We start from the raw sequence: 22,486 nt of genomic DNA, 5'->3' as shown, positions 1-22,486 counted from the left end.
CTAACGTGATTCAGTTTTCCGGCCGCGCTGATCGATGCATGATCCTCTCTGTTTTTTTGGGCGGGATTGCGTTGCTGCTTGTTTCGGTCGGTTGCGAGCGACCCTCAAATCCTGCTCCGCAATCGGAAACGCCAGCGGCCGAGGCCGAGATTCCTGCGACGATTCCCCCGTCGCAAGCGGACGTCGCATCCGGCGTCGATTCGAATGTCAGCATCGACGAAATCAAGCAATGGATCGATGCCGGCGATTTTGACAAAGCAGAGCAAGGACTCCGCCGCCGACTGGCCCTCGACCCCACCGATCCGCCGATGTTGTTTCTTGCGGCGCGGTGCAGTCACGGACGCGGAGCATTGGACGATGCGCTGGAGTATCTGACGCTGATCCCCGCAGATCATCCGCAGGCCGGATTGGCGGCCCAGGGACAGGCAGCGGATTGGTTGATGCAAGCGGGAAGGTTGCCTGAGGCGGAATCCCGTTTCGAAGAGATGATCGAGCGTTTTGGCAATTTGCCCCCGCTGCATCGCCGCATGGCGTCGCTTTTGAATTCGCAAGGTCGACGCGTGGAAGCTGCCGAGCATGTCCGTCAGCTCATTCGATTAGGCGACGTCACGGAGAAGGAATTGCTGAGTTTAACGACGCTTAGCGTGCCGTTTCATGATGAACAGAGTGATTTTGCCTCGGGGTCACCGCTGCATCAATTGGCTCGAGCCAAGCGGTTATTGGTGCAGGACGAAGTGCCCGAGTCGCGTCAGTTAGCAGAGCAGCTGTATGCTGAATTTCCTGAGTCGACCGCAATCGCAGCCTTTGTGGGCCGAGTCTATAACGCGATGCAGGCCGAGGAATTGCTTGAACGTTGGGTGGCGATGCTGCCACAGGGCATCGAAGCGGAGCCCGAGTATTGGGCCGCGATGGGCCAGTGGATGCTGCGTCGTGGCCAGCCCAAGGTGGCGGTTCGCTGTTTGAGCGAGGCGGTCGTACAAGATCCGACCGACCGGGTGGCTTATTTGCGACTGGCCGAAGCGTTGGCGGCAACCGGGGATTCGGCGGCCGCAGAACGTGTTGCCGCCCGGCAGCAGGTTTTGCAGCAGTGTTGGCAATGGGCCATCAATATTGGCTTTGGCCGAGAAACGCGGGGCGAAGATATGCAGCGGTTGGCAGCGAAATTAAACGAAGTGAATCGGCCTTGGGAGGCGGTGGCGTGGGAGTTTATCGCGGCACACGATCGCAACGAACTCGATCAAAAATTGCCCGAGCTTCGTGAAAGACGTGAGGAATTGGCGACGAGCGGCACGGCGGTCGACGACCCCCTTTTTTTGACTTGTGGCGTCGATCCGTCGCAATATCCGCTGCCCGATCTGCCGTCGCTCGCCGCGGCCACCTCCGGCTCGAATCGCTTTCAGCTCGATCCCGCCTCGTCGGCAAGCTCGCCGCTAGGTACCCCGTCCGGTCCAGCCGCTCCTATCCAACTCGTGGATGTCGCAGCGAAGCGAGGCATCGATTTTCAGTATCTCAATAATCAATCGGCCAATGATGCCCATATTGTGATGTACCAAACCGCCGGGGGCGGCATCGCGGCGTTTGACTTTGATTTGGATGGATGGACCGATCTCTATTTTTGCCAAGCCGGAGGGTTGCCGAATGTGCCCGACGGTTCGCAGCCGAACCGGCTGTACCGAAACCATGCTGGCGATCAGTTTGCCGAACTGGGCGGTCTCGCTGGCGTGGATGATCGATCGTATGGCCAGGGCGTGGCCGCAGCCGACTTGAACCAGGACGGCTTTTTAGATCTCGTGGTTGCGAACATCGGTGCTAACCTGATCTACATCAACAATGGCGACGGCACGTTTACCGAATCACCGATCGCAGGCTCCGGCGGCTGGACCACCAGCATCGCGGTGGGCGATCTCGATGGGGATGCCTTGCCTGAAATCGTCGAGATCAATTACATCGACGATCCGGCGGCGCTGACGGCACAGTGTTGGGGGCAGGGATTTGACTGCACTCCGCGAATTTTTCGACAAGCGAACGATCGTATTCTACGGCGTGATGCAAACGGGAATTGGCGTTCCTGGGAAATGGATAACCGGTTTGCCGAAACGCCCAATTACGGCTTCGCGGGAGTGATCGCAAATTTCGATCAATCCGCAGGTAACGATCTGTTTGTCGTTAACGACACCAAAGAGAACCATTTTTGGGTCAGCCGCGATGGGGGTGTCGCATCAAGGTTTGGGATGGTCAATCAAGCGGCGCTGCGTGGCTGTGCCTCCGGTGCAAGCGGCGAGGAACAGGGATGCATGGGGATCGCCGCGGGGGATTTCAATCGCGACGGGCTGTTGGATTTGCATGTAACCAATTATTGGCAGCAACCTGCCAATCTGTACTTGCAGCGCACCGGCGGGTTTTTTACCGACTATGCCGCCCAGTACGGGATCGCCGATCCGAGTCGCGCGACGGTGGCCTTTGGGACGCAAGCGTCCGACTTTGATCGCGATGGTTGGTTGGATCTTGCCGTTTTGAATGGTCACGTGTTTGATCCGGTGGAAAACAATACGCCTGAGATCCCCTTTCGTATGCCGCCGCAGCTGTTTCGCGGTCACCACGGCGGATTTGCCTTGGACGTGACCGCCACCGACGCGGACTCGTTTTGGTCCACGCCGACCCTCGGGCGGACGCTGGCGAAGTTGGACTTCAATCGCGATGGACGCCCCGATTTGGTGGCGAATCATCTCGATGCTCCCGCTGCCTTGTTGGAAAACAAAACCGCCGGCGGGCATTGGTTGCGGCTGGATCTGGTAGGCGTCACGAGCGAACGCGATGCCGTCGGAGCTCACGTGACGGTGCGGCACGCCGATGACGTGTGGCACAGCTGGGTGATCGGAGGCGATGGGTACCTGTGTACCAATGAATCGACCGTCGATTTTGGGGTGGGCGACTATTCGCAAGTCGCCGAGGTCACGATTGAGTGGCCGTCCGGAGCTCGGCAGATCTTTACTGATGTCGATACGAACCACAGCTATTTGGTGGTCGAAAATGATGACCGCCTGGTTCCCCGCTAGGCCGGTCGTCCAACGCCACCTACTTTTGCACTCACCGGGTGGTTTTTGAATCAATTCTCGAAGGCGGGGGCGATTCGCCCTTATTTTTGACTATGAAATATTTGCGTGATACGCCAAGCGAATCTGTCTTCGGAGCGAGTTTCCGGTCCGGTCTGCCGCAGAGGTTTGTGCTGCTTTGTTTGGCTGCAGTGTTGTTGGTGGGATGCGGCCGCGAGACGACGGATTCGCCGAGGGCAGCAGAGACGATAGCGGAACAGCCTGTCGAGGCCGCAGACGAAGCGGCCCGTCTCGCGATGCAGCGAGGGGATTGGGCGGCGGCCCAGGCGAGGATTCAAGAAGCGTTGCTGGTCCGCCCCAATGATCCAGTCGTCCTCGAGCTTGCGGGTGATATCGCGGCGGCGTCACGGCGATTCAGTGAAGCCGTCGAGTTGTATCAATCCGCAGTCGAAAACACGCCAAAGCCAACGCTGGCGTTGCTGGACAAGGTCGGTAAGGGATGGATGAACCTGGGGCGTCCCTTTGAAGCGGTGCGGACGCTCGAGTCCGCAGTGCAGCTGTACCCGAACCAGCCCGCCGTTCGCACCGACTTGGCAGGGCTGCTGGCGGCACTGGGGATGCAACATCAGGCCGGGCCGCATCTGCAGTGGCTTGCCATGCGCGGTCACGCCGGTGTGAGCGAGTTGATTATGTTGTCGGATCTGGCCCGTCCGCAAAATAATGTGGCGATGAGCGAGTATTCGCTCAAGCATTATCCGGCAGATCTGCGCCCCCAATTCTCGCTGTCCATCGCCGATGCTTACAAAGACGACTGGTCAAAGGTGCGTGAGCGATTGCGGCCGGTTGTCGCGAAATATCCCGAGTTCACAATTGCACACGCGTATTATGGACGCGCGATTGTCGAGTTGGACGACGACGAAGCAGTGCAAACATGGGCTGCGTCACTGCCCGAGGGAATCGAAGACGAGCCTCAGTATTGGATGGCTGCCGGGATCTGGGCCGAGCGTCAAGGAGATGTCAAGCAAGCCGCCCGCGGCTATTGGGAAGCGGCAATGCGCGAGGATGACAATGCCGAGGCGCTCAGTCGGCTCGGGATCGTGCTGGCGGAATTGCAGAGGGATGCCGATTCACGTGCGATCTCCGAGCGTGCCGGACAGCTTGCTCAGATGCGAGATGCCGTCGATTTGCTGCATTCACGTCAAGACAATTCACAACAAGTCGCCGTTCGTATCGCAAAGGCGATGCAAGAATTGGGGCGGCCCTGGGAAGCCGCCGGATGGCTTCGTGCCGGAGCGATGATGGACCAAGCGATCGACCCTTCGCTACGTCAGGTTTATGCTTCGGTTCGTGCGACGCTGACTGCGAAAACGCCTTGGCAGTTGCCCGAGAGCAAGATCGCGAAGGAGCTCGACTTATCCCATTTCCCCGCAGTCAGTTGGGCAAGTGGCAAACGAAACTCCATTGCCAAAGCGTCGCCATCAGGCAGCGGGGGGCGGGGGATCCGTTTTGAAGACCAAGCTGCATCGCGGAATCTGAATCATGTCTGCGCGGTTCAAACCCCCGATCGTGGCGAAGCAGGATTGTGGATCTATCAATCCGGGGCTGGCGGAGCAGCCGCAATCGATTTCGATTTGGACGGCTGGGGGGATGTTTATCTCACCGCGATGGATGGCACTCCCCAACAGGACAATTCGTCGCCCAATCGATGTTTTCGAAACTTGGCAGGGCAATTTTTAGACGTGACGCCGCAGGCGGCACTGGGGGACGCCGGGTTCGCTCAGGGGCTTGCCGTGGGCGATGTGAACAGTGACGGCTTTGATGACATCTACGTTGCAAATTATGGACGCAATCGTCTGTATCAAAACAACGGCGATGGCACGTTTACCGATGTCACGGACGCGTCGGGATTAAGGGGGAATGACTGGACCACGTCGGTAGCGATCGCTGACATCAACCAAGATGGTTACGCCGATTTGTTTGATGTCGGCTACTGCAATGGTCGTGATCCGTTCGAAGTGCCTTGCAAAGAAGAAGGCAAAATCATGGCGTGTCTGCCCAAGTCCTTTCCGGCCCAGTCCGACCGCGTGTGGCAAGGACAGCCCGAGGGGCGATTTGTCGAGGTGACCGACACGTGGCTTGAAAAACATGACTCCGCTCATGGTCTTGGGATCGTCGTGGGGCAATTCGACGAGATTCCCGGTTTGGATGTGTATGTCGCCAACGATATGGCGGCAAACCACTTTTGGTCGGCAGCAACCGATCGCGATGGTGCGTTTGCTCTCAGTGAGCAAGCGGTCGTTCGAGGGCTGGCGGTCGATCGTCGCTCGCTATCTCAGGCATCAATGGGAATTGCCGTGGGGGACCCTGACCGGGATGGCGATTTTGATTTTTACTTGACCCACTTCGCCGCAGAATACAACACCTACTACGAACAGATCCGTCCTGGAATGTGGGCCGATTTGACCTCGCGTGTGGGGCTCGCCGAGCCCACGATGCCGCTGCTCGCGTTTGGCACTCAATGGTTCGATGCGGATAACGATGGTTCGCTCGAGTTGATGGTGGCCAACGGACATCTGAATGACTTTCGTTACAAAGGGGACGCCTACCGTATGCCAATGCAATTGTTTCATCGCCAATCCGATGGGAAATGGTCGCTTTTGGATCCCGATCAACTTGGTGAATATTTCCGCACAAAGCGGTTGGCTCGTAGCTTGATCCATTTGGATGTCGATCGTGACGGACGCCAAGATGCCTTGGTCACGCATTTGTTCGATCCCGTATCGCTGCTAGTGAACCAATCGGTGGCGACGTCGTCCTCCGCAGAACTTGGATCGTCGAGATCGCCGCGTTCGATTGCGTTCTATCTGAAAGGCACCGAGGGGCATCGAGATGCGATCGGAGCCATCGTGTCTGTCGAAATCGCAGGAAAGCCGTACGTCGGGCAATTATTCGCTGGCAATGGGTATCAATGTTCTAGTGAGCGATGTGTCCGTTTTGGGTTGGCCGAGGCTGCTGGGGCTGAGCAAATTAGCGTCCAGTGGCCCAGCGGAAAGCGAGAAATGTTTGGATCCCTTAACCGCGGCGGCGAGTTCTTGCTTCGCGAAGGAAGCGGACAGGCATTCCCGTTGCCGCGACGCTAGCGACCCGATCGATACGCGGTGAAATAGTGAAGGCTGGTGGTGATAAAACTCATCTTCTGTCCTCTCTTCTCTTTTTTGGGTCTTCATCGCGATAGGAGATCCGATGGCATTGTTGGAAGTTTACGTGCTGTGGAACTTGGTTTCGTACGTGAATGACGCCGTTTTGTGGTCTTGGTGCGAATTTCTTCTGCTTGCAGAACATTTGAAGCACTCTGTTTTCCAGCGGGTAAAAAATTCATGCAAAAAGTTTGGTTGTCCCTGTTTTTTTTGTGGGGCGAGCCGATGAATCGAGTAGACTCCAATTTGTGCGGTTGCATTTTCCGTTAGCTGGTTGCTGCGGACCTTTTCTGATCGCTGGTTTCCAGCGAACGTGCAGCCCTATGGTTCCATCAGTTCACAGCTGTGTGACTCCCCAAACTTTTATTCGGAATTCTACTATGGAAAATATCTCAATTGAGATGCGTAAAAAGTCAATTGGCTTGCTGGCCTTGATTTTGGTTGCCCCTTTGTTCGTCGGTTGCGGAGGGACGGCACCCAATACGGTGACCGCGCCACCAGAGAACGTTCAGACGCCCGAGGAGATGGAGGCGTTGAAAAAGTCGTACATGGAATCGCAGCAGGAGATGCAGCAGCGAGACAAGCAGTATCGATAGTCGCGACGGTTCGGGTGGTCGCGAGCGGGCCCTTTCGCGTTGAGTTTTGTTCATTCGCCACCCACTGTTCGCTAGCCGCCTGCTGTTCGCTAGTCGTCGTTCGCTAGCTGGGATGCGTTTGGCGTTGCGACGAGTGTGGTGTTCAAGTTTTGTTCTTTTCTCTTTCGGAGTGTTTAAAATGTTTCGTTTCAAGCGAAGCCAGCGCGGCTTCACGTTAGTCGAGCTGTTAGTCGTGATCGCGATTATCGGCGTGTTAGTAGGGTTGCTATTGCCCGCAGTACAGGCAGCCCGTGAGGCGGCTCGTCGCATGCAGTGCAGTAACAATGTCAAGCAAATTGGCTTGGGGCTGCATAATTACCATGCCGCCTACAACAAGCTGCCGATGCAATCAGGCGGCACCCATGGTGGTCCCGTCAATAATGCCAAGATCCTCAGTTGGTTAATTCCGGTGCTGCCGTTTATCGAGCAGCAAGCTTTGTACGAGCAGATCGCCAATCCGCTGGGGACTTATCCGGCGATGGGCCCTGTGCCTTGGGATAAAGGTTATGATCCCTGGCGAACCACCGTCGGATCATACCGTTGCCCCAGCGATCCAACCGTGGGAGTTCCTGGTGAGACAGGGCTTAATAACTACTCTGCCTGTATCGGAGATTGTTTTCAAACCACTCATACCGGCGGAGTGAACGCCGATGGAACGGTTGGCGACCAAGGTGCCAAGCAGCGTCTGCGCGGCGTTTTTGAAACCCGTTACTTCACCGGTTTTCGAGACATTTTGGACGGAACCAGTAACACCATCATGGCGGGTGAAATCGTCACTGACGCTGGCCGGCTCGAAATTATTGGCCAACCCAAGATGGATCAGCGAGATCCGTTTTTTGACAATCCTCAGCAGTGCTACGTCGACAATGTCGATCCGCAGCGTCCCCAGTTCTACAAGGATGCCAGCAATACAGGTGCCGGCGATCAACGACGTGGAAAGCGTTGGGCCGATGGTCGTCCGATGTTTACCAGCGTGAACACCGTGCGTCCACCTAACAAGGAAAGTTGTCTATGGGGTGGCGACGGATCCGATGGCAGTTACACGATGGCAAGTCGCCACCAAGGTGGATGTCATGTGTTGTTTGCCGATGGTGCGGTCAAGTTCATCACCGAAAGCATCGAATCGGGCGATCAAACCAAGGGCAACATTCCTCGCACCGGTTCGGTCCCAGGACAAGAGAGCCCCTACGGTTTGTGGGGAGCCCTCGGAACCAAGGACGGAAAAGAAACCAAGCAGCTTGAGTAGCAGGTCGGCTTTGGCCTTGGGGAAGTCTTCATGTTGTCCCTAGGCAAAGAGATACATCGGTTTAAGTTTTGAGAGCCCAGGAATTGCGATAGCCTCGCAGCCTGGGCTTTTTATTTGTGTTGCGGATTTGTCTTGGTTAGCTATGGAGTTTGCTGCATCTTTATCGCTACTCGGTACTGTCGATTAAATGCGTCACCGCGTCGCGGTTGGCATCGATGGTCAGCGACCACTGTTGATCGTAGACGTTGGCATTTTGGCCGGTTCGAGGTAGCGTGGGAAGCCAAATGTCGGGCCTAAATTCGCTGAGCTTTTGTAACGAATCGAGGTAGTCTTTGACCCGTTGAGATGATGCGGTGAGCTCTTGTTTCAGTTCCGACGTTTGCGGTTCCACGAAGCTTTGTTTCGTCCTGCCGTTTCTTCGCGTGACCCACCAAAGACCGATATTACGAGGCACCGAGGGAGTGACCAGGACTTGCTTTTTTTCCACCGAAAAACGGAATGCGAGAGCGGGCATCCCTGCATGGCTAATCGATAGTGAGTCGATCGCAAGGTCGGCAAATTGTTTCGAGTCTTCCTCGTAGAGGTCGATTTTCGTTGAGGATGATTCGGCTGACGTCACTGGCAACTGCGGAGTCACTACTTGCGATACGCCCGCGAGTGATTTTAGCCCACTGGAATGTGTTTCTGTGTTCGACGTTAGTAGGACCATGTCAGGGGTACGGTAATCCAGTTGCAGGGTTTTGCACTGAGCCTTTAGGAAGTCGGCGAAACGATCGCCCCCAGGTGCGTTGAACACCACGAATCGATCGGAGCGTATGAGACCGTAAACCGCGATTCCGTCGAGTTCTCCGAAGTAATAAAGCCCCTTTTCGATTTGCTTTGGTACCCCATCAAGAAAATCAGGACCATCGCTATTTTGACGATCAACCGCGATCTGCAGTTCCTGTTTGGCCGGCTCGAGTAGTTCTTTCCATTTTTTCGAATCGATTCGAATCGATTCCGACCGGGTTTGTTGTCGCGGGTGCCCGGTTAGCAGCAGGTCGGGCGGTTCCATCTGAAGCAGGCGATTGATGGTCTCTAAATAGGCAACTGCATTGCCACGATATCGAGGCGAGATATGCACTGGATAGGTGGCAGGACCGAAGTTCAGCGAAGCAATCACGTCGCCGGCAAACATAATTCGTTGGCCCTCTTTTTCGACGAGATAACACATGCTTCCCGGTGTGTGTCCAGGGCAACCGATCACGCGTACGGTAACGTCGCCAGATTCAATGACGTCGCCGTCGTGGAGCTGCCGATCTACTCGTATCGGATTGCCAGAGAACTCCGTTTTTGGAAACAGTGAGAACAAGGCAAATCGATCAGCCGAGCTCAGCACTTTATAATCCTCTGCCCCAGCGCAGACGATGGCATTGGAAACTTCACGCACTTTATTTGCGCCAAAGACATGGTCGTAATGAGCATGGGTAAGCAAAACATAGCGAACATCCTCGAGCCGTAATTGCACGGAAAAGAAAAGCTCGCGTAATCGAGTTGCGTTTTCGTCCAATCCTGTGTCAATCAGGATGACGCCTTCGCTGGATTCAATTGCGAACGCAGCGCTGGGTTGCAAATCGCCAAACGCGTGCACGCCGGGTGCTACGGTCGTCGTTCGCGTCCCAAGCCAATTCGACGGATAGTCCTTGGGGGCGATTGCATCAGAGGTTGACTGGCTTTCCGTTCGTAGTCGTTGTGTGTGAAGTCGTCTGGCAAGATCCGCATCCTCTTGAGATTTGCATCCGCAAACGACAGAAACAAAAAGCAAGGCAATTCGTAATGCGTTCGCACGATGCTTTGCGTCTTGTTCGCTTGGCGTGTCGCGAGTTGATGTTTTCGTGTTTAACAACGCTGCGGCATCACTTGTCGTTTTCGGGTTTTTCATTGATCGTGATTTGCTGGTTTGTTTCGATCGGCCCTTGGACAACTTGCTGTTTGCCGGATGGCCAGGTGACTTCGATTTTGTCGATGCTGTCCGAATCGCCAAGTCCGAAGTACATCGGCATACGACTTTGAGACAAGTAGCCCGATTTGCCGTCGTGCACCGATAGCAGTTTGCGGTCACCAAGCGTGACTTCGACCATCGCTCCAATCCCGTCTCGGTTGGACTCGTCGCCGACGAGATGGACCTTCAGAAAACGCAGTTGATGCTGATCGCTGAGGTTGCTTTTCAGCACCATCGGGGTTCCGCCGAAGTCGTTGGTGACGATATCGAGGTCGCCATCGTCATCGAGGTCAAAGATAACACTGCTGCGAGTTCCGATAGCGGCCCAGACGAGGACTTTGCCCCCCTGGCCTTGGCAATGTTTGTTGCCACGGTCAGCTCCACTGCAATCAAGTTCCATCCATGGTTGGGCTGTTCCTTTGCTTCGGGGTTCAACTCCCAATGCGAATTCGCTATCGACAAACTTTTGACCGCGATCGTTAAGTAATACCGAGTTGATTCCATAGCGATAAGGATAACTCATGCTGGCGGCGATAAAGGCATCCTCAAATCCGTCTGCGTTCAAGTCGCCAACGCTAATGCCCCATGGCCAGTAGTTTTCAGCGCCGATGTCTGCAGAGAGTTCTTCGAATTGGTTCACGCCCGTTTTGCGATAAAACGCGTTGCCCAGGATGTGGTTTCCGTCGGTCGCCAGCATTTTAATCGGCAGGTTTCGCCGCATCTTGCTTTTTTCTTCATCGGGTTTGAGGTCGTGCACCATGTCGGTGTGCATGTCGGTCACGTAGAGATCGAGTTGACCGTCACGGTCGAAATCAAACACCTTGATTCCCATTGTGCCCCAGGCAGTTCGGGGAAATAGCTCGCGACTCTTTTTGACAAATCGTTTGCCCTGTTCGTTTTCGTAATATTCGTCGTGGCCTTGCATGTTTAACAGGTAGATGTCGGGCCATCCGTCGTTGTTTGCATCGATCGCCGAGGCGTCGCCTGACCAACTTGCGTCATGGAAACCGAGTTGCTCGTTGGCGTTTTCGAAGCGTCCGTCACCTAAGTTGTGAAACAGGATGTTTTCTTCGACGCGGTCGTCATGTAAATGGCCGGTAAATGCTGCTGGGTAAGCGAGGTAGTATCCGCCATTTCCTCGTTCTTCCGTTGTGTACTTGCCCACGTTTGTCAGCAACAGATCGAGTAGTCCGTCTCGATCGTAGTCGAAAAAGATGCTGCCAGAGGAGTGGCCAACGTGGTTCACTCCGGCCGTATCGGAAATGTCTTCAAAATGCCCTTGCCCATCGCCACGGAATAATTTGTTTGGGGCACGCACTCGCGTTAGATACAAGTCCACGTTGCCGTCATTGTCGATGTCGGCAAACGATGCGCCTACGGAAACTTCGTCAGAGACTCCAACGCCCGCGGACTCGGTGATATTTTCGAACTTGCCGTCACCTTGATTCCGCCAAAGTTCATTGCGTCCAAATTGGCTGACAAAGTAGATGTCGAGTCGTCCATCATTATCAACGTCGGCTGTTGCAATTCCGCTGCCGTGGTCGTAGTGAGCTGCTTTGAATGCTCGTTTTACATCGTCGACAACTTCGTCCTTGAATTGGATTCCGCTGTCTTCTCGTGAATCACGAAACTGGAAATCGCTAGTGATGTCCAGTGCGGCGACATCTGCCTTTTGTTGTTCCGCCCGATCGGTCAGCCACTGGGGATCACGAACGTCCTCAGGAACGGCAATTTCGTTCACACGATCTTTCCACTGAGGGCTTTGATCATCCAGTAGGGTGTGAATGTCTTGTTTCAATTTGACGTTGGCTTCCGGAGACAAGCCTGAATAGTACCCGCGTATCTGAGCATTGCCATCGACCAGAACAAACATCTGGCTGTGCGCGATCAAGGTGTTTGCGTCCCGTGGTGACGTGACCGGAAGCTTGAATCCATCCTTGCTTAAGTCCCACAGGACGCCTCGATCCCCCGTCAAGAAATGCCAGTGTTCGAAATCCGCGTGAGATTTCTTGCCGTACTGTGTTAATACATGTGGCGTGTCAAATTCAGGATCGACCGTAAACGAGACGAGTTCAGTGACACCCCAAGCATTGTCGCTTTTCAACTTCTGTTGCAGTTCGGCGAATGCTGCGGTTTGGGCGGGGCAAGTCATCCCGCAGCGGGTGAAGATAAATGTCGCAACCCAGACCTTGCCACTGAGTTGATCGCGGCTGAACTGACGCCCCGATTGGTCTGTCAGGGTGAACGGTGGCACTGTGCCTAGGATTTTTAACTCGGGTGACGGTGAGTCGGCTGCAGCGTTTTCGATAACTTGCCGATTCGCTCGCTTCGCGATCTCGTCATCAGAGGAGGATTGTGTTGATTGCCGGCACCCTACGGTGTGCATTGTCAAAAGCGTTAACGCCAGCGTCGTCAACGTGTGCCGGAAAACATTGTCGTTTTTCATCACTGAACCGGTGGTGGAGGTGTCGTCGAAAGTGATTGCATGGTGCGATGGAATTCATGGTCGGTTTGCACAATCAGGGTGCCCAATAGTTCGGGATGATTGTATCCGCACATTTGGCTGCTTCGTAAATCAAACGTGCCTGTCGCTTGCGGAGCGGTAAAGTCTACCTCAAACACTAACTCAGGAGCGGCGATCTCATAGACTTTGGCATGGGGGATTTCGACCGTGTAGACAAAATCACGGCTTTTTAGCAGTAAATGAACCTGAGATCCTGCAGGCACGAAAAGATGCTGCTTGCCAAATCGGTCGTCGTTGGTCCCGCTGACGCGGTCCTGCCCAGGGTAGCGAAAGTAAAGTCGATAGTCGCTGGCCATCATTTCAACATCAATTTGTTGGTAAGGCTCTGTAACGATTGACAAAGCTTGTTCCGTCGTGGGGGCTGGGGCCTCGCTGACGCAACCGAGTTTAGTGAGCGCGGTTGCAAGCGTGAGGACCGCGAGGGTGACCTTCGAAACTCGGTTGATTCGGAAGCGAGTTACCATAAGGTGGTCTGCGGCGAGGGGTTCATGGAGTCAGCAAAGGCAACGGTCGTTGATTTGTGAATTAGATCGACCAGTGAAACGCGGACGACGCGGTTAATTTGCTGCCATCGGGCTGCTGCCGTGGCTACCACAACCGCTGAATCGTACTTAAGTCAGCAATCCAAAAATTCAGTGTTTTATTAGTGCTTTGTCAAAAAACACGCATCATACGTCTTTCCGAGGGTAAAGTTCCTGCGGCATTACCTTTGTGGATGTTGCCACGTTGTCAGCGATTTCGCAGACCCTTCGACAAGCAAGTAGTCGCGTCCACTTGCCAGCACGCCGAAGGATTCAACGTGTCCCGATGGCCATGAAACGGTCACCTCTTCAATCGTTTCAGCTTGACCGCATCCGATGTGAATCTGTCGTTCGTTGGATGCCATGTAGCCATCACCTGTCATCAGTTGCGAGACATGCTTACGAGTCCCGATCATGGCTGTGACGCGTGCGCCGATCGCGTCGCGTGGCGATTGGGTTGCCTTGAGCTCCAATCGAATCGACCGCCCTGCATCGGGGGTTTGATTGACCAGCAGCGCCGCTGGATCGTCCACGTGGCTGATGGCGACATCGCAACGACCATCGCGATCGACATCCAAAGTTACCATTGCCCGTCCGAGATGATCATGGCTGAAGTATTCGCCCAGTGCGGATCGATCCCATTCTTCCCACCGTCCGTTCTCGGTTCGTGAAAACAGTTGTGGCGGCATGCGGTAAGCCACGTCGTCGCGGTCGACTCGATCAACATGCCCGTTGGCAATAACGAGTTCGAGGCCGCCGCCATTATCAAAATCTGCCCATTGAGTGCCAAAGCCAAGCAGCTTCATCGATGGTTCGCTGAATCCCATCTGATAGCTTCGGTCGCTCCAGAAACCAGGGGCGACTTGCTCGTAGTAAGTGTTGTAGTCGTCCGAGAAGTGAGTCATGAACAGATCGAGATCTCCGTCTCCATCCGCATCCGCTGCCGCGATGCCCATTGAGGCTTGGGAGTGCGATTTGCCGCTCGTCCCCAGTCCTCGTACGACACCAAGATCGGTCAATTGGAATGCTCCTCGACTCGGTTGCAGTGATTTGGGCTGAGATGACCAGAGGTGATTGACGGTCATGTCGTTCGCGACCAGCACGTCGACGCCAGGCCGCTCGTCGAGTTCGCCTGCGACGAGCCCAAGTCCCCGACCGGGTGACGTTTGTGTCATCCAGTCGTCGGTCGTTTCCGTAAACGTGCCATCACCATGGCCACGCCAAACACGATCCGGTTCCGCATTAAAAATCAAGGGCGAGCAAGTCCCCAAGCCAAACTTGTTACGGCACTCGCGTTCAAAGGGAGCACGCCCCGCACAGTAGTTGGCTTCATAGATATCCAGAATCGAGTCACCATCGAGATCAACCATTGCGACGGAGGTGGTCCACTGTTCCCCAGCGAGTCCCGCCGAGTCCGAGACGTCCGTGAAGGTACCATCACCATTGTTTCGATAAAGTCGATTGCGACCGATGTTAGCGTCAAACAGATCAGGGAAACCGTCGTCGTTATAGTCAGCCACAGTAAGACCCTGGCTGAAACCGGTGTCGCGATATCCCGCCGCCGCAGAGACATCGGCGAAACTTCCATTCAGGTTGCGGCTGAGCCGATTGGGCGATGAGTCGTTTTGCAGCGCCGTGCCATCGAGGGCAGCAGCGGCGAGATCGGGCCAACCGTCACAATCAAAATCAATCACGGCGATCCCGCCTCCCACACTCTGCTCGATCGAGTGTCCTCCCACTTCGGGAGCTGGAAGGGAGATGTGGATCCAATTGCGCTGGCGAGCTTGGTCGGAAAACGCAATTTGCCCTTTCGCAGTTGATGCCGGTGCGTCCAAGAGTTGGGGCGAATCTCCCGCCGTCGTACCTGACAAATCACTTAAGTCAACCTGAGATGCAGCCATCATTTCCGGCAATTGCCACGGGCTTTGTTGTTCCAGTTGATTGCGAATCGACATGTATCGCTCACGCAAATCGGGAAGTTTCTCCTGCGGTAGTGAAACGGCGACTCGCGCCCAACCTTCGGCTTCCCAGACCCGTCCGAGAGCCAGCATCGCCTCGGCCACACGCATGCAAGCCGCCTGCGACTGATCTCGTCTTTCAAGATGGATCTTCAATGCATCACGAAGTTCAGTGTGCTTGACGATCAAATGGGTTAATCGTGTGGCGTCATCGGTGCGTTGCAGTTGGTGTATCGACACCAGCAAGTACGTTAGGGCCTCGGGATAGATCGCACCACCACGTCGGAGCGATTCCCAAAACGCTTTCGCGGCCGCCTCGTGATGACCTCGGGTTTGCTCCCATCGACCGAGCACCATCCAGTACTGTGGCGAATTGTCGGCGGACTTGGGGGCTGATTCTTGCCACTCAGCAAGTTTTGCATCCTCGCCAAGTTCGGCGAGCGATTGTCCATACAAGGCATACGCAGGAACGAACTGCGGAAATCGTTGCACGATGGGCTTCAATCGTGCGGCAACTGCGGTCCAGTCTTGGTGCAACGCATCGAAGCGTGCTAAGCCAAATTCGGCACGACGATCTTCGCCGGAAATGGCGAGTACTTTTTTGCAGCTATCGACATCCGGTTCCACACGTACCGGATCCGCCAACACCAGCAGCGATTCGGGATCGCTTTGGCCGCGTTGGACCAGCCACCGCAAGGCAGGCACTGCGGCTTCGGGCATTCCGAAGGCCGCCGCCAATCCAGCCAGTTCGTAACGCGATTGAGCATCGGTGGGAAATCGTTCGCTCAGCGTTTGCAACGCTTCGATCGCTTCGTAGGGACGCCCGGCTCGAATCAGACTCTTGGACCATTTATCGAACAACTGCCGATCCGCAGTCGCCCCGTATTCGTCAATCGCCGATTGGTACAGCACGGCAGCGGCCCCCGCATTGCCGCGATGGTTCGCTAAGTCAGCAGAGAGCTCCAAAGCTTTCGGATGATGTGGATCTGCCAACAAACACTGCTTGAGTGCATGATCAGCAATCTCAAATCGCCCCTGTGCCATCGCGTTAATGGCGTGGTCGATAAGGTCAACCGTGGGCTCGGCACCACGACTCGATTCCTGCGAATCGGTGTCTGAAATCGCCACATCGGGTAAGCTGGGTTGGTGGCATCCTGACACCAAAAGTGATGTCAATAAAATGGCTCGCACCAAGCGAGTCGGCAACGGAATTCGCCGATTGATGAACAGCAAGTGAGGAAGCATGTGCGGATCTGCGGCGGGAATTAAATAGGTTGCTTGGGAGGCGAGAGTATTGCAAGTCAAATTCACGACTGCACCCAATCCGTGAATCCTCAAAGGAAGTTTGTTCGTATCTCGTACCTCTCGGCAACCCTATTTCAGTCGAATCTCGGCCACCGGCAAGCTCCAGCCAGAATCAGTGATTCATTGTAGGGTGACTCTCCGAGTCGTCATCGCTCAGTTTTGTAGTTTGCGGCCTGTTGTATTTGTAAACGCGATTTTCACTTAATTAATAGCCCTGCGAGCGAGTAAGGGGGGGCTGGGTGGCTCGCTAATAATAGCGAGAAGAACAAGCAAACGTGGGAATTCAAACAAGTCTAATTGATTTCTGAGTTCCAGGGGGGCAAGTCTTGATGCGGTGTGTCCCCTCTTTCGAGGGTCTCGCGTGCGGGTTGAATTGAGTGTCAAAATAATATTCGCAGTAACTGGCGATGCCAAAATTCCGTGTCAATTCCGAGTTTTTTGACAGAGACTTATGAGAGCTCTGACCACTGAATATCTAACGTTATCGCACATTCTCCACATTGTTTTATTGTTTCGTCACTCACCTAAGCAGCGAAGTCTCACATCGGAGTCGGGGCATCTACTTGCCTGGGGCTATTGGTTTGTGCTTGTGATTGCACTCACCGGCTGCCAGCAAAAAGCTTCCGATCATCCGTCGCCGACAATAGCGACGCCGGAACGGTCACGAGGGTCGGTGCCGGGTCGGTTGCAAGAGGCCGAGCGTCATCTAAGTGAAGGGCGATCTGTGTCCGCGTTGCAACTTGTGCACCAGATCCTCCGCGACACGCCTGAGAATCTACAGGCATTGGAATTGGCCATTAAGATTCATTCGGGACGTGACGAGTTCGCCGAGGCTGCTGACTACGGCACGCGGTTGGCGCAGCTCTCCTCTCAAGACGCGTCGGCGATATTGATTCGTTGCTTTGACTGGAACCTAAGAGCGGGGCGTTATGAGATTGCCGAAGCGAATTTGCTCAGGGCGATTGAAGTTGCGCCTGATGATATCGACTCGCGACGCTTGCTCGTAAATTTGTATAACGCTCAAGGACGGCGGATGGAAACACGTACACATGTTGAACAGTTAATCCGCTACAAAGCGGTCAGTTGGGAAGAGACGCTTAGTTTGATCGATTTGCGTGGCCCCTTCACGCTCGTGACATTTGATTCCGTCATTGATGATTCGCAAGCTTCCTTGTTCTGGCTTGGGAAAATGAGAATGGCATATGAGGATTTCAGAAGCGATCGTGGAAATGTGATTGCCACGGTGAAACGGGTTGTTGACAAATGTCCCAACAGCGCCGCTGCGCATGCGTTCTACGGACGCTTGTTGGTGGAGAATGGGCGATACCAAGCACTCAAGTTATGGTCGGATCGGCTCCCTGACGACATGCTGTTGCAACCAGAATACTGGAGTACCGTCGGCGCCTGGCTGCAGCATCAAGGGCGTCACCAGGAAGCGATTCGGGCGTATGGAGAAGCATTGCATTTGGATTCGGGCAACCGCGAAGCACTACGAGAGTTGATTCGTTCGCTTGATAGTATTGGAGCGGAAGAGCAAGCGGTTGCGTTGCGAGAACAGTTGGCGGTTTTGGATCAAATTTTTCGCTTAGCCCGCAAAGCCGATGCTGAACAAGCGATGTGGATTGCCACCGAGTTACAGAAACTTTCAAGACCATGGGAAGCTTTGGCCTGGATGAAACGCTCGGCACAGCTTGCGGGAAGGCTAGGCCAGATCATCCCTGAATTGGATCGACGTTCCGCTATGGTGATACGATGGGAAGGCTCTGCGTCGACGGACCAAATCGCCCAGACACGGTTGAGGAAACTGCTGGGCTTCGACGTTCATGATTGGCCGATGCCTGAACTGGATGAGCTTTTTCAGGATCCGAAGATGTCGATTGCGTCGACTTCCAGCGACAATTCGGCAGCGGGTGTTCCGGGGCCGTTTGAACCTCTCGAGCCCGCTCTTCGCTTCGACGACATCGCGAGTGCCAGCGGGCTGGATATCGACATTGAAACTGGTTTTTTTGATGAAGACGGCTTCTATGCGTATCAAGTTGACGGCAGCGGCCTCGGCGTGCTGGACTACGATCTCGATGGTTTGCCCGATCTCTACATCATGCAGGCCGGTGGCTTACCGAATGATCCAATCGGTTCCAACGCGAACCAACTGTTTCGCCAAGTACAGGGCGATTCGTTTCACGAAGTAACCGAGGAAACTAGGACTGGCGACCGGAGTTATGGTGCCGGCGTGGCGGTTGGTGATCTTAATCAAGACGGCTTCCCTGATCTGTTGCTCGGCAACGTGGGGGCCTCGGTTCTGTTGATTAATCAAGGAGATGGTAGTTTCCGAAACGCGAGTCATTTAATCCAAGAAAACCCGACGGTTTGGACTTCGAGTTTCGCGATTGCGGACCTCAGTGGTGATCATCTGCCGGAATTGGTTCAAGTCAATTACATCGACGACAAAACGGCATTTGAAATTCGATGTTCAAAAGACTATTCACATTGTCAACCACAACGATTCCGTACGGCAGCGGACCGAGTGCTCAAGGGCAATTCCGATGGCACCTTCTCGACCTGGAAATCGCTCCGAGCGATTGACAGCGATCCCAAGTTGGGACTCGGCGTGGTGGTCGCTAACTTTGACAAACAGTATGGAAATGATTTTTTCGTAGCCAATGACGGTGATTTGAATCACTACTGGGTCAGCACCTCGAATGTGGACAACACCGAAGACCGGTTTGGAATGATCGAATCAGCGGGGTTGCGTGGCTGCAGTATTGGGCAAGGCGGAGGTGCCCAAGCATGCATGGGAATCGCTGCGGGCGACTTCAATCGAGACGGGATGTTGGACATGCTCATCACCAACTTCTACCACGAACCAGTCAATTTGTTTATTCAGAATCGGCTTGGTTTTTTTTCCGATCAGGCGACGCAATACGCATTGAAAGCACTTTCGATGCCAGTGTTAGGATTTGGTGCTCAAACACGTGATTTCGACAACGATGGTTGGCTCGATCTCGTCATGCTCAACGGCCACGTTTATGATGCCACGGACCAGGGGATCCCATTTCTCATGCGATCGCAATTGATGAAAGGGAGTCGTAGCGGTTTCGCACTGACGCCGCCCGAGGTGGCAGGGACTTACTTTCAGCGCGAACAACTGGGGCGAGCACTGGCCGTATGGGACTATAACCGCGATGGGCGAATGGATCTCGTCGCAAATCATTTGGACCAACCCGTGGCGGTCTTGCAAAACAATTCGAATTCGCTGAATTGGCTACAACTCGAGCTGGTTGGGACAAGCAGCGAGCGAGACGCGATTGGTGCTGTGGTTACCGTGGTGACCGCAGATTCCCAATCATGGACGGCCTTTCGAACTGCTGGCGATGGGTACAGGGTTAGTAATGAACCGGTTCTCCATTTCGGCGTCGGCCACGCCGAGTCGCTCCAGCGTGTCGAAGTGACTTGGCCCAGCGGACAAACCCAATCCTTCGATCATGTGCCATCGAATGCGCGTTATCTATTAATCGAAGATTCCAGTACACTCTACTGCCGCAATCCAGAATAAACCTGAATTGTCTTGTGCTGGAGAGACCTGTTTGACGCGACGATCGCATCTCGACTCAACTTTCAAATTGGTGATCGGCGAAGCTACAAATCGTCGGCGTCGTGTCGCCGCCAATGGACTCGTGCCCTCGCCCGCTCCCCAAAAAAGCGAAGCGGCTAACCCAGGAAATTGAACGTGGCGGACCACGAAGCTGGTGGGCTTAGTGCCCTGCACCGATGCTGCGATGGAAATGGTACAATCAGATTCGCAACGATGCTCTTTGCGTGTGCTCCTGCGTGATCCGAAACCGCTGCCAATATGTGTTGAATGAACAAGCGAACCCTTTTTTTAGTGACATTCGGTGCCCTGCTCCTTTTCTTAGCAATCGGCATTCGATTTATTTTGTCGGAGTCAACGCCAGCAACCGAGGCAGTGGATCGGTCTACGGCATCGCCCCGCCTCTCCCCGCCGGTTCATAGCGACGAGTCTGCTGCCGAATCCGATCCGACCTCTTCCCCCAGTTTTCCACGCGATTTCGGTGCCAGCGGACGGAAAGAGCAGCAGAACAATTCCCGCTCAACGCTTACGGCAGCGGTTTTGGGGCCTCAGAGCGAAATCGGAAACGGATTCGTCGGTTCAACAACCTGCCGAAAATGTCATGCAGAGGCTCATGAATCATGGCACTCGTCTTATCACCGGACGATGACTCAGCAAGTCAACGAGCAAACCGCACCCGCTGCGATCATTAACCAAACGGTGACCATCAACGACAGAACTTATGTTTTCGAAAAGAATGGCGACCATTTTGAGGTCAGCTTTCCTGATCCCTTGGTGGGAAATCAAGTTCGACGTCGCCGGCTCGTTTTGATGACCGGGTCTCATCATCTGCATGTGTTTTGGTATGAAACGGATGTGCATGGTACTCCCGGTCAGCTGGATATCGTGTTTTTGAAGGAAGAGCAGCGTTGGATACCACGTGAGTCCAGTTTTTTGCGGCCCAGCGTTCACTCCAACGTTATCGAGCTAGGGACCTGGAATCGCACGTGTAGCCGCTGCCACGCTACCCATCCTACCGAAGGGTTTAATGAGTTCACTGAAGACTGGGATACTCGAGTCACCGAATTTGGAATCGCCTGCGAGGCATGTCATGGCGAGGGTGCGGGGCACGCACACAAGCATGCTTCGGATCCGTCCGCCATTCTCTCCATTGCGAATCTCGACAGTGACCAGATGAGCAGGCTCCCAGACAGGATCGTCAATCCCAAACACCTTCCCAAGCAGGCTTCCGCCGACGTTTGCGGACAATGTCACAGTATTTTTGTTCCTGACTACGATGTCGTCAGTCGGCCTGATTACATGCGTGATGGCAATCCCTTTCGCCCGGGCGAATTACTTAGCGAAGTTGGGTTCTCGCGTGTTGTTCGGGCCACCGCGGAATTTCGAGATACGGAAACGTTTCAGCGATGGTCATCGATGGAGGAACTCAGCAGTGGTTTTTGGTCCGACGGGACACCTCGTATTGCGGGGCGCGAATACAACGGATTGATCGAATCGCCCTGTTTTCAGAAAGGCGAGATGACGTGCTTGTCCTGTCACACCATGCATCCGCCCACAGAAAGGGATGTTAACGAATGGCGTGACGACCAATTGAAACCTGGGATGCGAGGTGATTTAGCTTGCCTGCAATGTCATCAGGAATATGAAGATAACATTGCTGAACACACCCATCACGCAGTTCAATCCGAGGGCAGTCGCTGCATGAACTGTCACATGCCGCACACCACCTATGGATTGCTTAAGACCATCCGTAGTCACCATATCTCAAGCCCGTCAATTCAGGCCAGTAAAACGAGTGACCGGCCCGATGCCTGTTCACTCTGTCACCTCGACAAAACGTTTGGTTGGGTAAGCCAGAAACTAAGCGAGTGGTACGGGCAGGAATTTGAAATCAAGGAGCCATTAGAAGACTCTCAACCGGTTTCGACATCGGTCTTGCACCTACTCCGCGGTGACGCAGCGCAGCGAGTGGTGCAGATCGCTGCCATGGGCTGGGAACCTGCTCAGCAAGCATCGGGAACCGACTGGATGGAACCATTTCTCTTGCTCGGCCTCAATGATCCTTATGATGCCATTCGAATTGTTGCTGGACGATCGCTGCAAACGTTGCCGCAGCGTAGCGCTTTGGAGATCGACCCGCTGGCGCCCGCTCGGGAGCGAATGGAGATTTTTAATCAATCCATTAAATTGATCGACGAAAACACAGAACTCCTACCGCGGCCAGAGGTCCTGGTCGACGAAAACGGGCGTTTTGACTTCCCTCGCGTGCGAGACCTCTTAGGGCAACGCAACCATCGGCCAATCTACCTGCGAGAATGATTCAGACGCAGGATAGCTCTGTTTTCCAATTTGACTATTCTCGCAGCGGAACGGCATGAGTCATTCTGGACTCGCTTCATTGGGCGGCTCGCGCCATACCGCTTATCTTTACACAATCGAGCGTTGTGTATATCCGTCGCGTGATTTGGTGTCGAGGA

10 protein-coding genes are annotated in these 22,486 nt (G+C 54.5%); 6 read left to right on the top strand and 4 right to left on the bottom strand.

Going from position 1 to position 22,486, the window contains the following annotated elements:
• The first annotated feature begins 38 nt into the window (after window positions 1-38).
• From ABX962_RS01450 to ABX962_RS01435, 4 genes are all read left to right on the top strand, one after another.
• Entirely contained in the window at window positions 39-3,056 is a 3,018-nt protein-coding gene (locus tag ABX962_RS01450) for an FG-GAP-like repeat-containing protein (protein WP_372715933.1), read from the top strand.
• 92 nt (window positions 3,057-3,148) lie between these two features.
• Window positions 3,149-6,193: an FG-GAP-like repeat-containing protein gene (locus ABX962_RS01445; RefSeq protein ID WP_372715931.1), complete on the top strand. Its 3,045-nt coding sequence runs from the start codon at window positions 3,149-3,151 to the stop codon at window positions 6,191-6,193.
• A 437-nt stretch (window positions 6,194-6,630) separates the two neighbouring features.
• Window positions 6,631-6,846, top strand: coding sequence for a hypothetical protein (locus ABX962_RS01440; RefSeq protein WP_372715929.1), 216 nt, complete (start codon window positions 6,631-6,633; stop codon window positions 6,844-6,846).
• A gap of 178 nt (window positions 6,847-7,024) precedes the next feature.
• Window positions 7,025-8,131 (top strand): DUF1559 domain-containing protein, encoded by a 1,107-nt coding sequence (locus ABX962_RS01435; protein WP_372715927.1) that lies wholly within the window; start codon window positions 7,025-7,027, stop codon window positions 8,129-8,131.
• 166 nt (window positions 8,132-8,297) lie between these two features.
• Here the strand turns inward: ABX962_RS01435 and ABX962_RS01430 are convergent, their stop codons facing one another.
• From ABX962_RS01430 to ABX962_RS01415, 4 genes are all read right to left on the bottom strand, one after another.
• Entirely contained in the window at window positions 8,298-10,052 is a 1,755-nt protein-coding gene (locus ABX962_RS01430) for an MBL fold metallo-hydrolase (RefSeq protein ID WP_372715925.1), read from the bottom strand.
• Window positions 10,027-12,558, bottom strand: a complete 2,532-nt coding sequence (locus ABX962_RS01425) for an FG-GAP-like repeat-containing protein (RefSeq protein WP_372715923.1) — start codon at window positions 12,556-12,558, stop codon at window positions 10,027-10,029. The genes ABX962_RS01430 and ABX962_RS01425 overlap by 26 nt, the downstream gene beginning before the upstream one ends.
• The gene (locus ABX962_RS01420; protein ID WP_372715921.1) at window positions 12,558-12,977 is read right to left on the bottom strand and encodes a hypothetical protein; all 420 of its coding nucleotides are present in this window, start codon (window positions 12,975-12,977) and stop codon (window positions 12,558-12,560) included. The genes ABX962_RS01425 and ABX962_RS01420 overlap by 1 nt, the downstream gene beginning before the upstream one ends.
• Before the next feature lie 362 nt (window positions 12,978-13,339).
• Window positions 13,340-16,426: an FG-GAP-like repeat-containing protein gene (locus ABX962_RS01415; protein ID WP_372715919.1), complete on the bottom strand. Its 3,087-nt coding sequence runs from the start codon at window positions 16,424-16,426 to the stop codon at window positions 13,340-13,342.
• Between the two features lie 718 nt (window positions 16,427-17,144).
• On the opposite strand from ABX962_RS01415, the gene ABX962_RS01410 reads away from it, so the two are divergent.
• Entirely contained in the window at window positions 17,145-19,973 is a 2,829-nt protein-coding gene (locus ABX962_RS01410) for an FG-GAP-like repeat-containing protein (RefSeq protein WP_372715917.1), read from the top strand.
• Window positions 19,974-20,654: 681 nt separating this feature from the next.
• Window positions 20,655-22,328 (top strand): hypothetical protein, encoded by a 1,674-nt coding sequence (locus tag ABX962_RS01405; protein WP_372715915.1) that lies wholly within the window; start codon window positions 20,655-20,657, stop codon window positions 22,326-22,328.
• Window positions 22,329-22,486 lie beyond the last annotated feature (158 nt).

Origin of the sequence: Novipirellula sp. (assembly GCF_041583735.1) — a bacterium.
Classification (GTDB): Bacteria; Planctomycetota; Planctomycetia; order Pirellulales; family Pirellulaceae; genus Novipirellula.
This window is presented reverse-complemented; position numbering and strand designations above follow the sequence as displayed.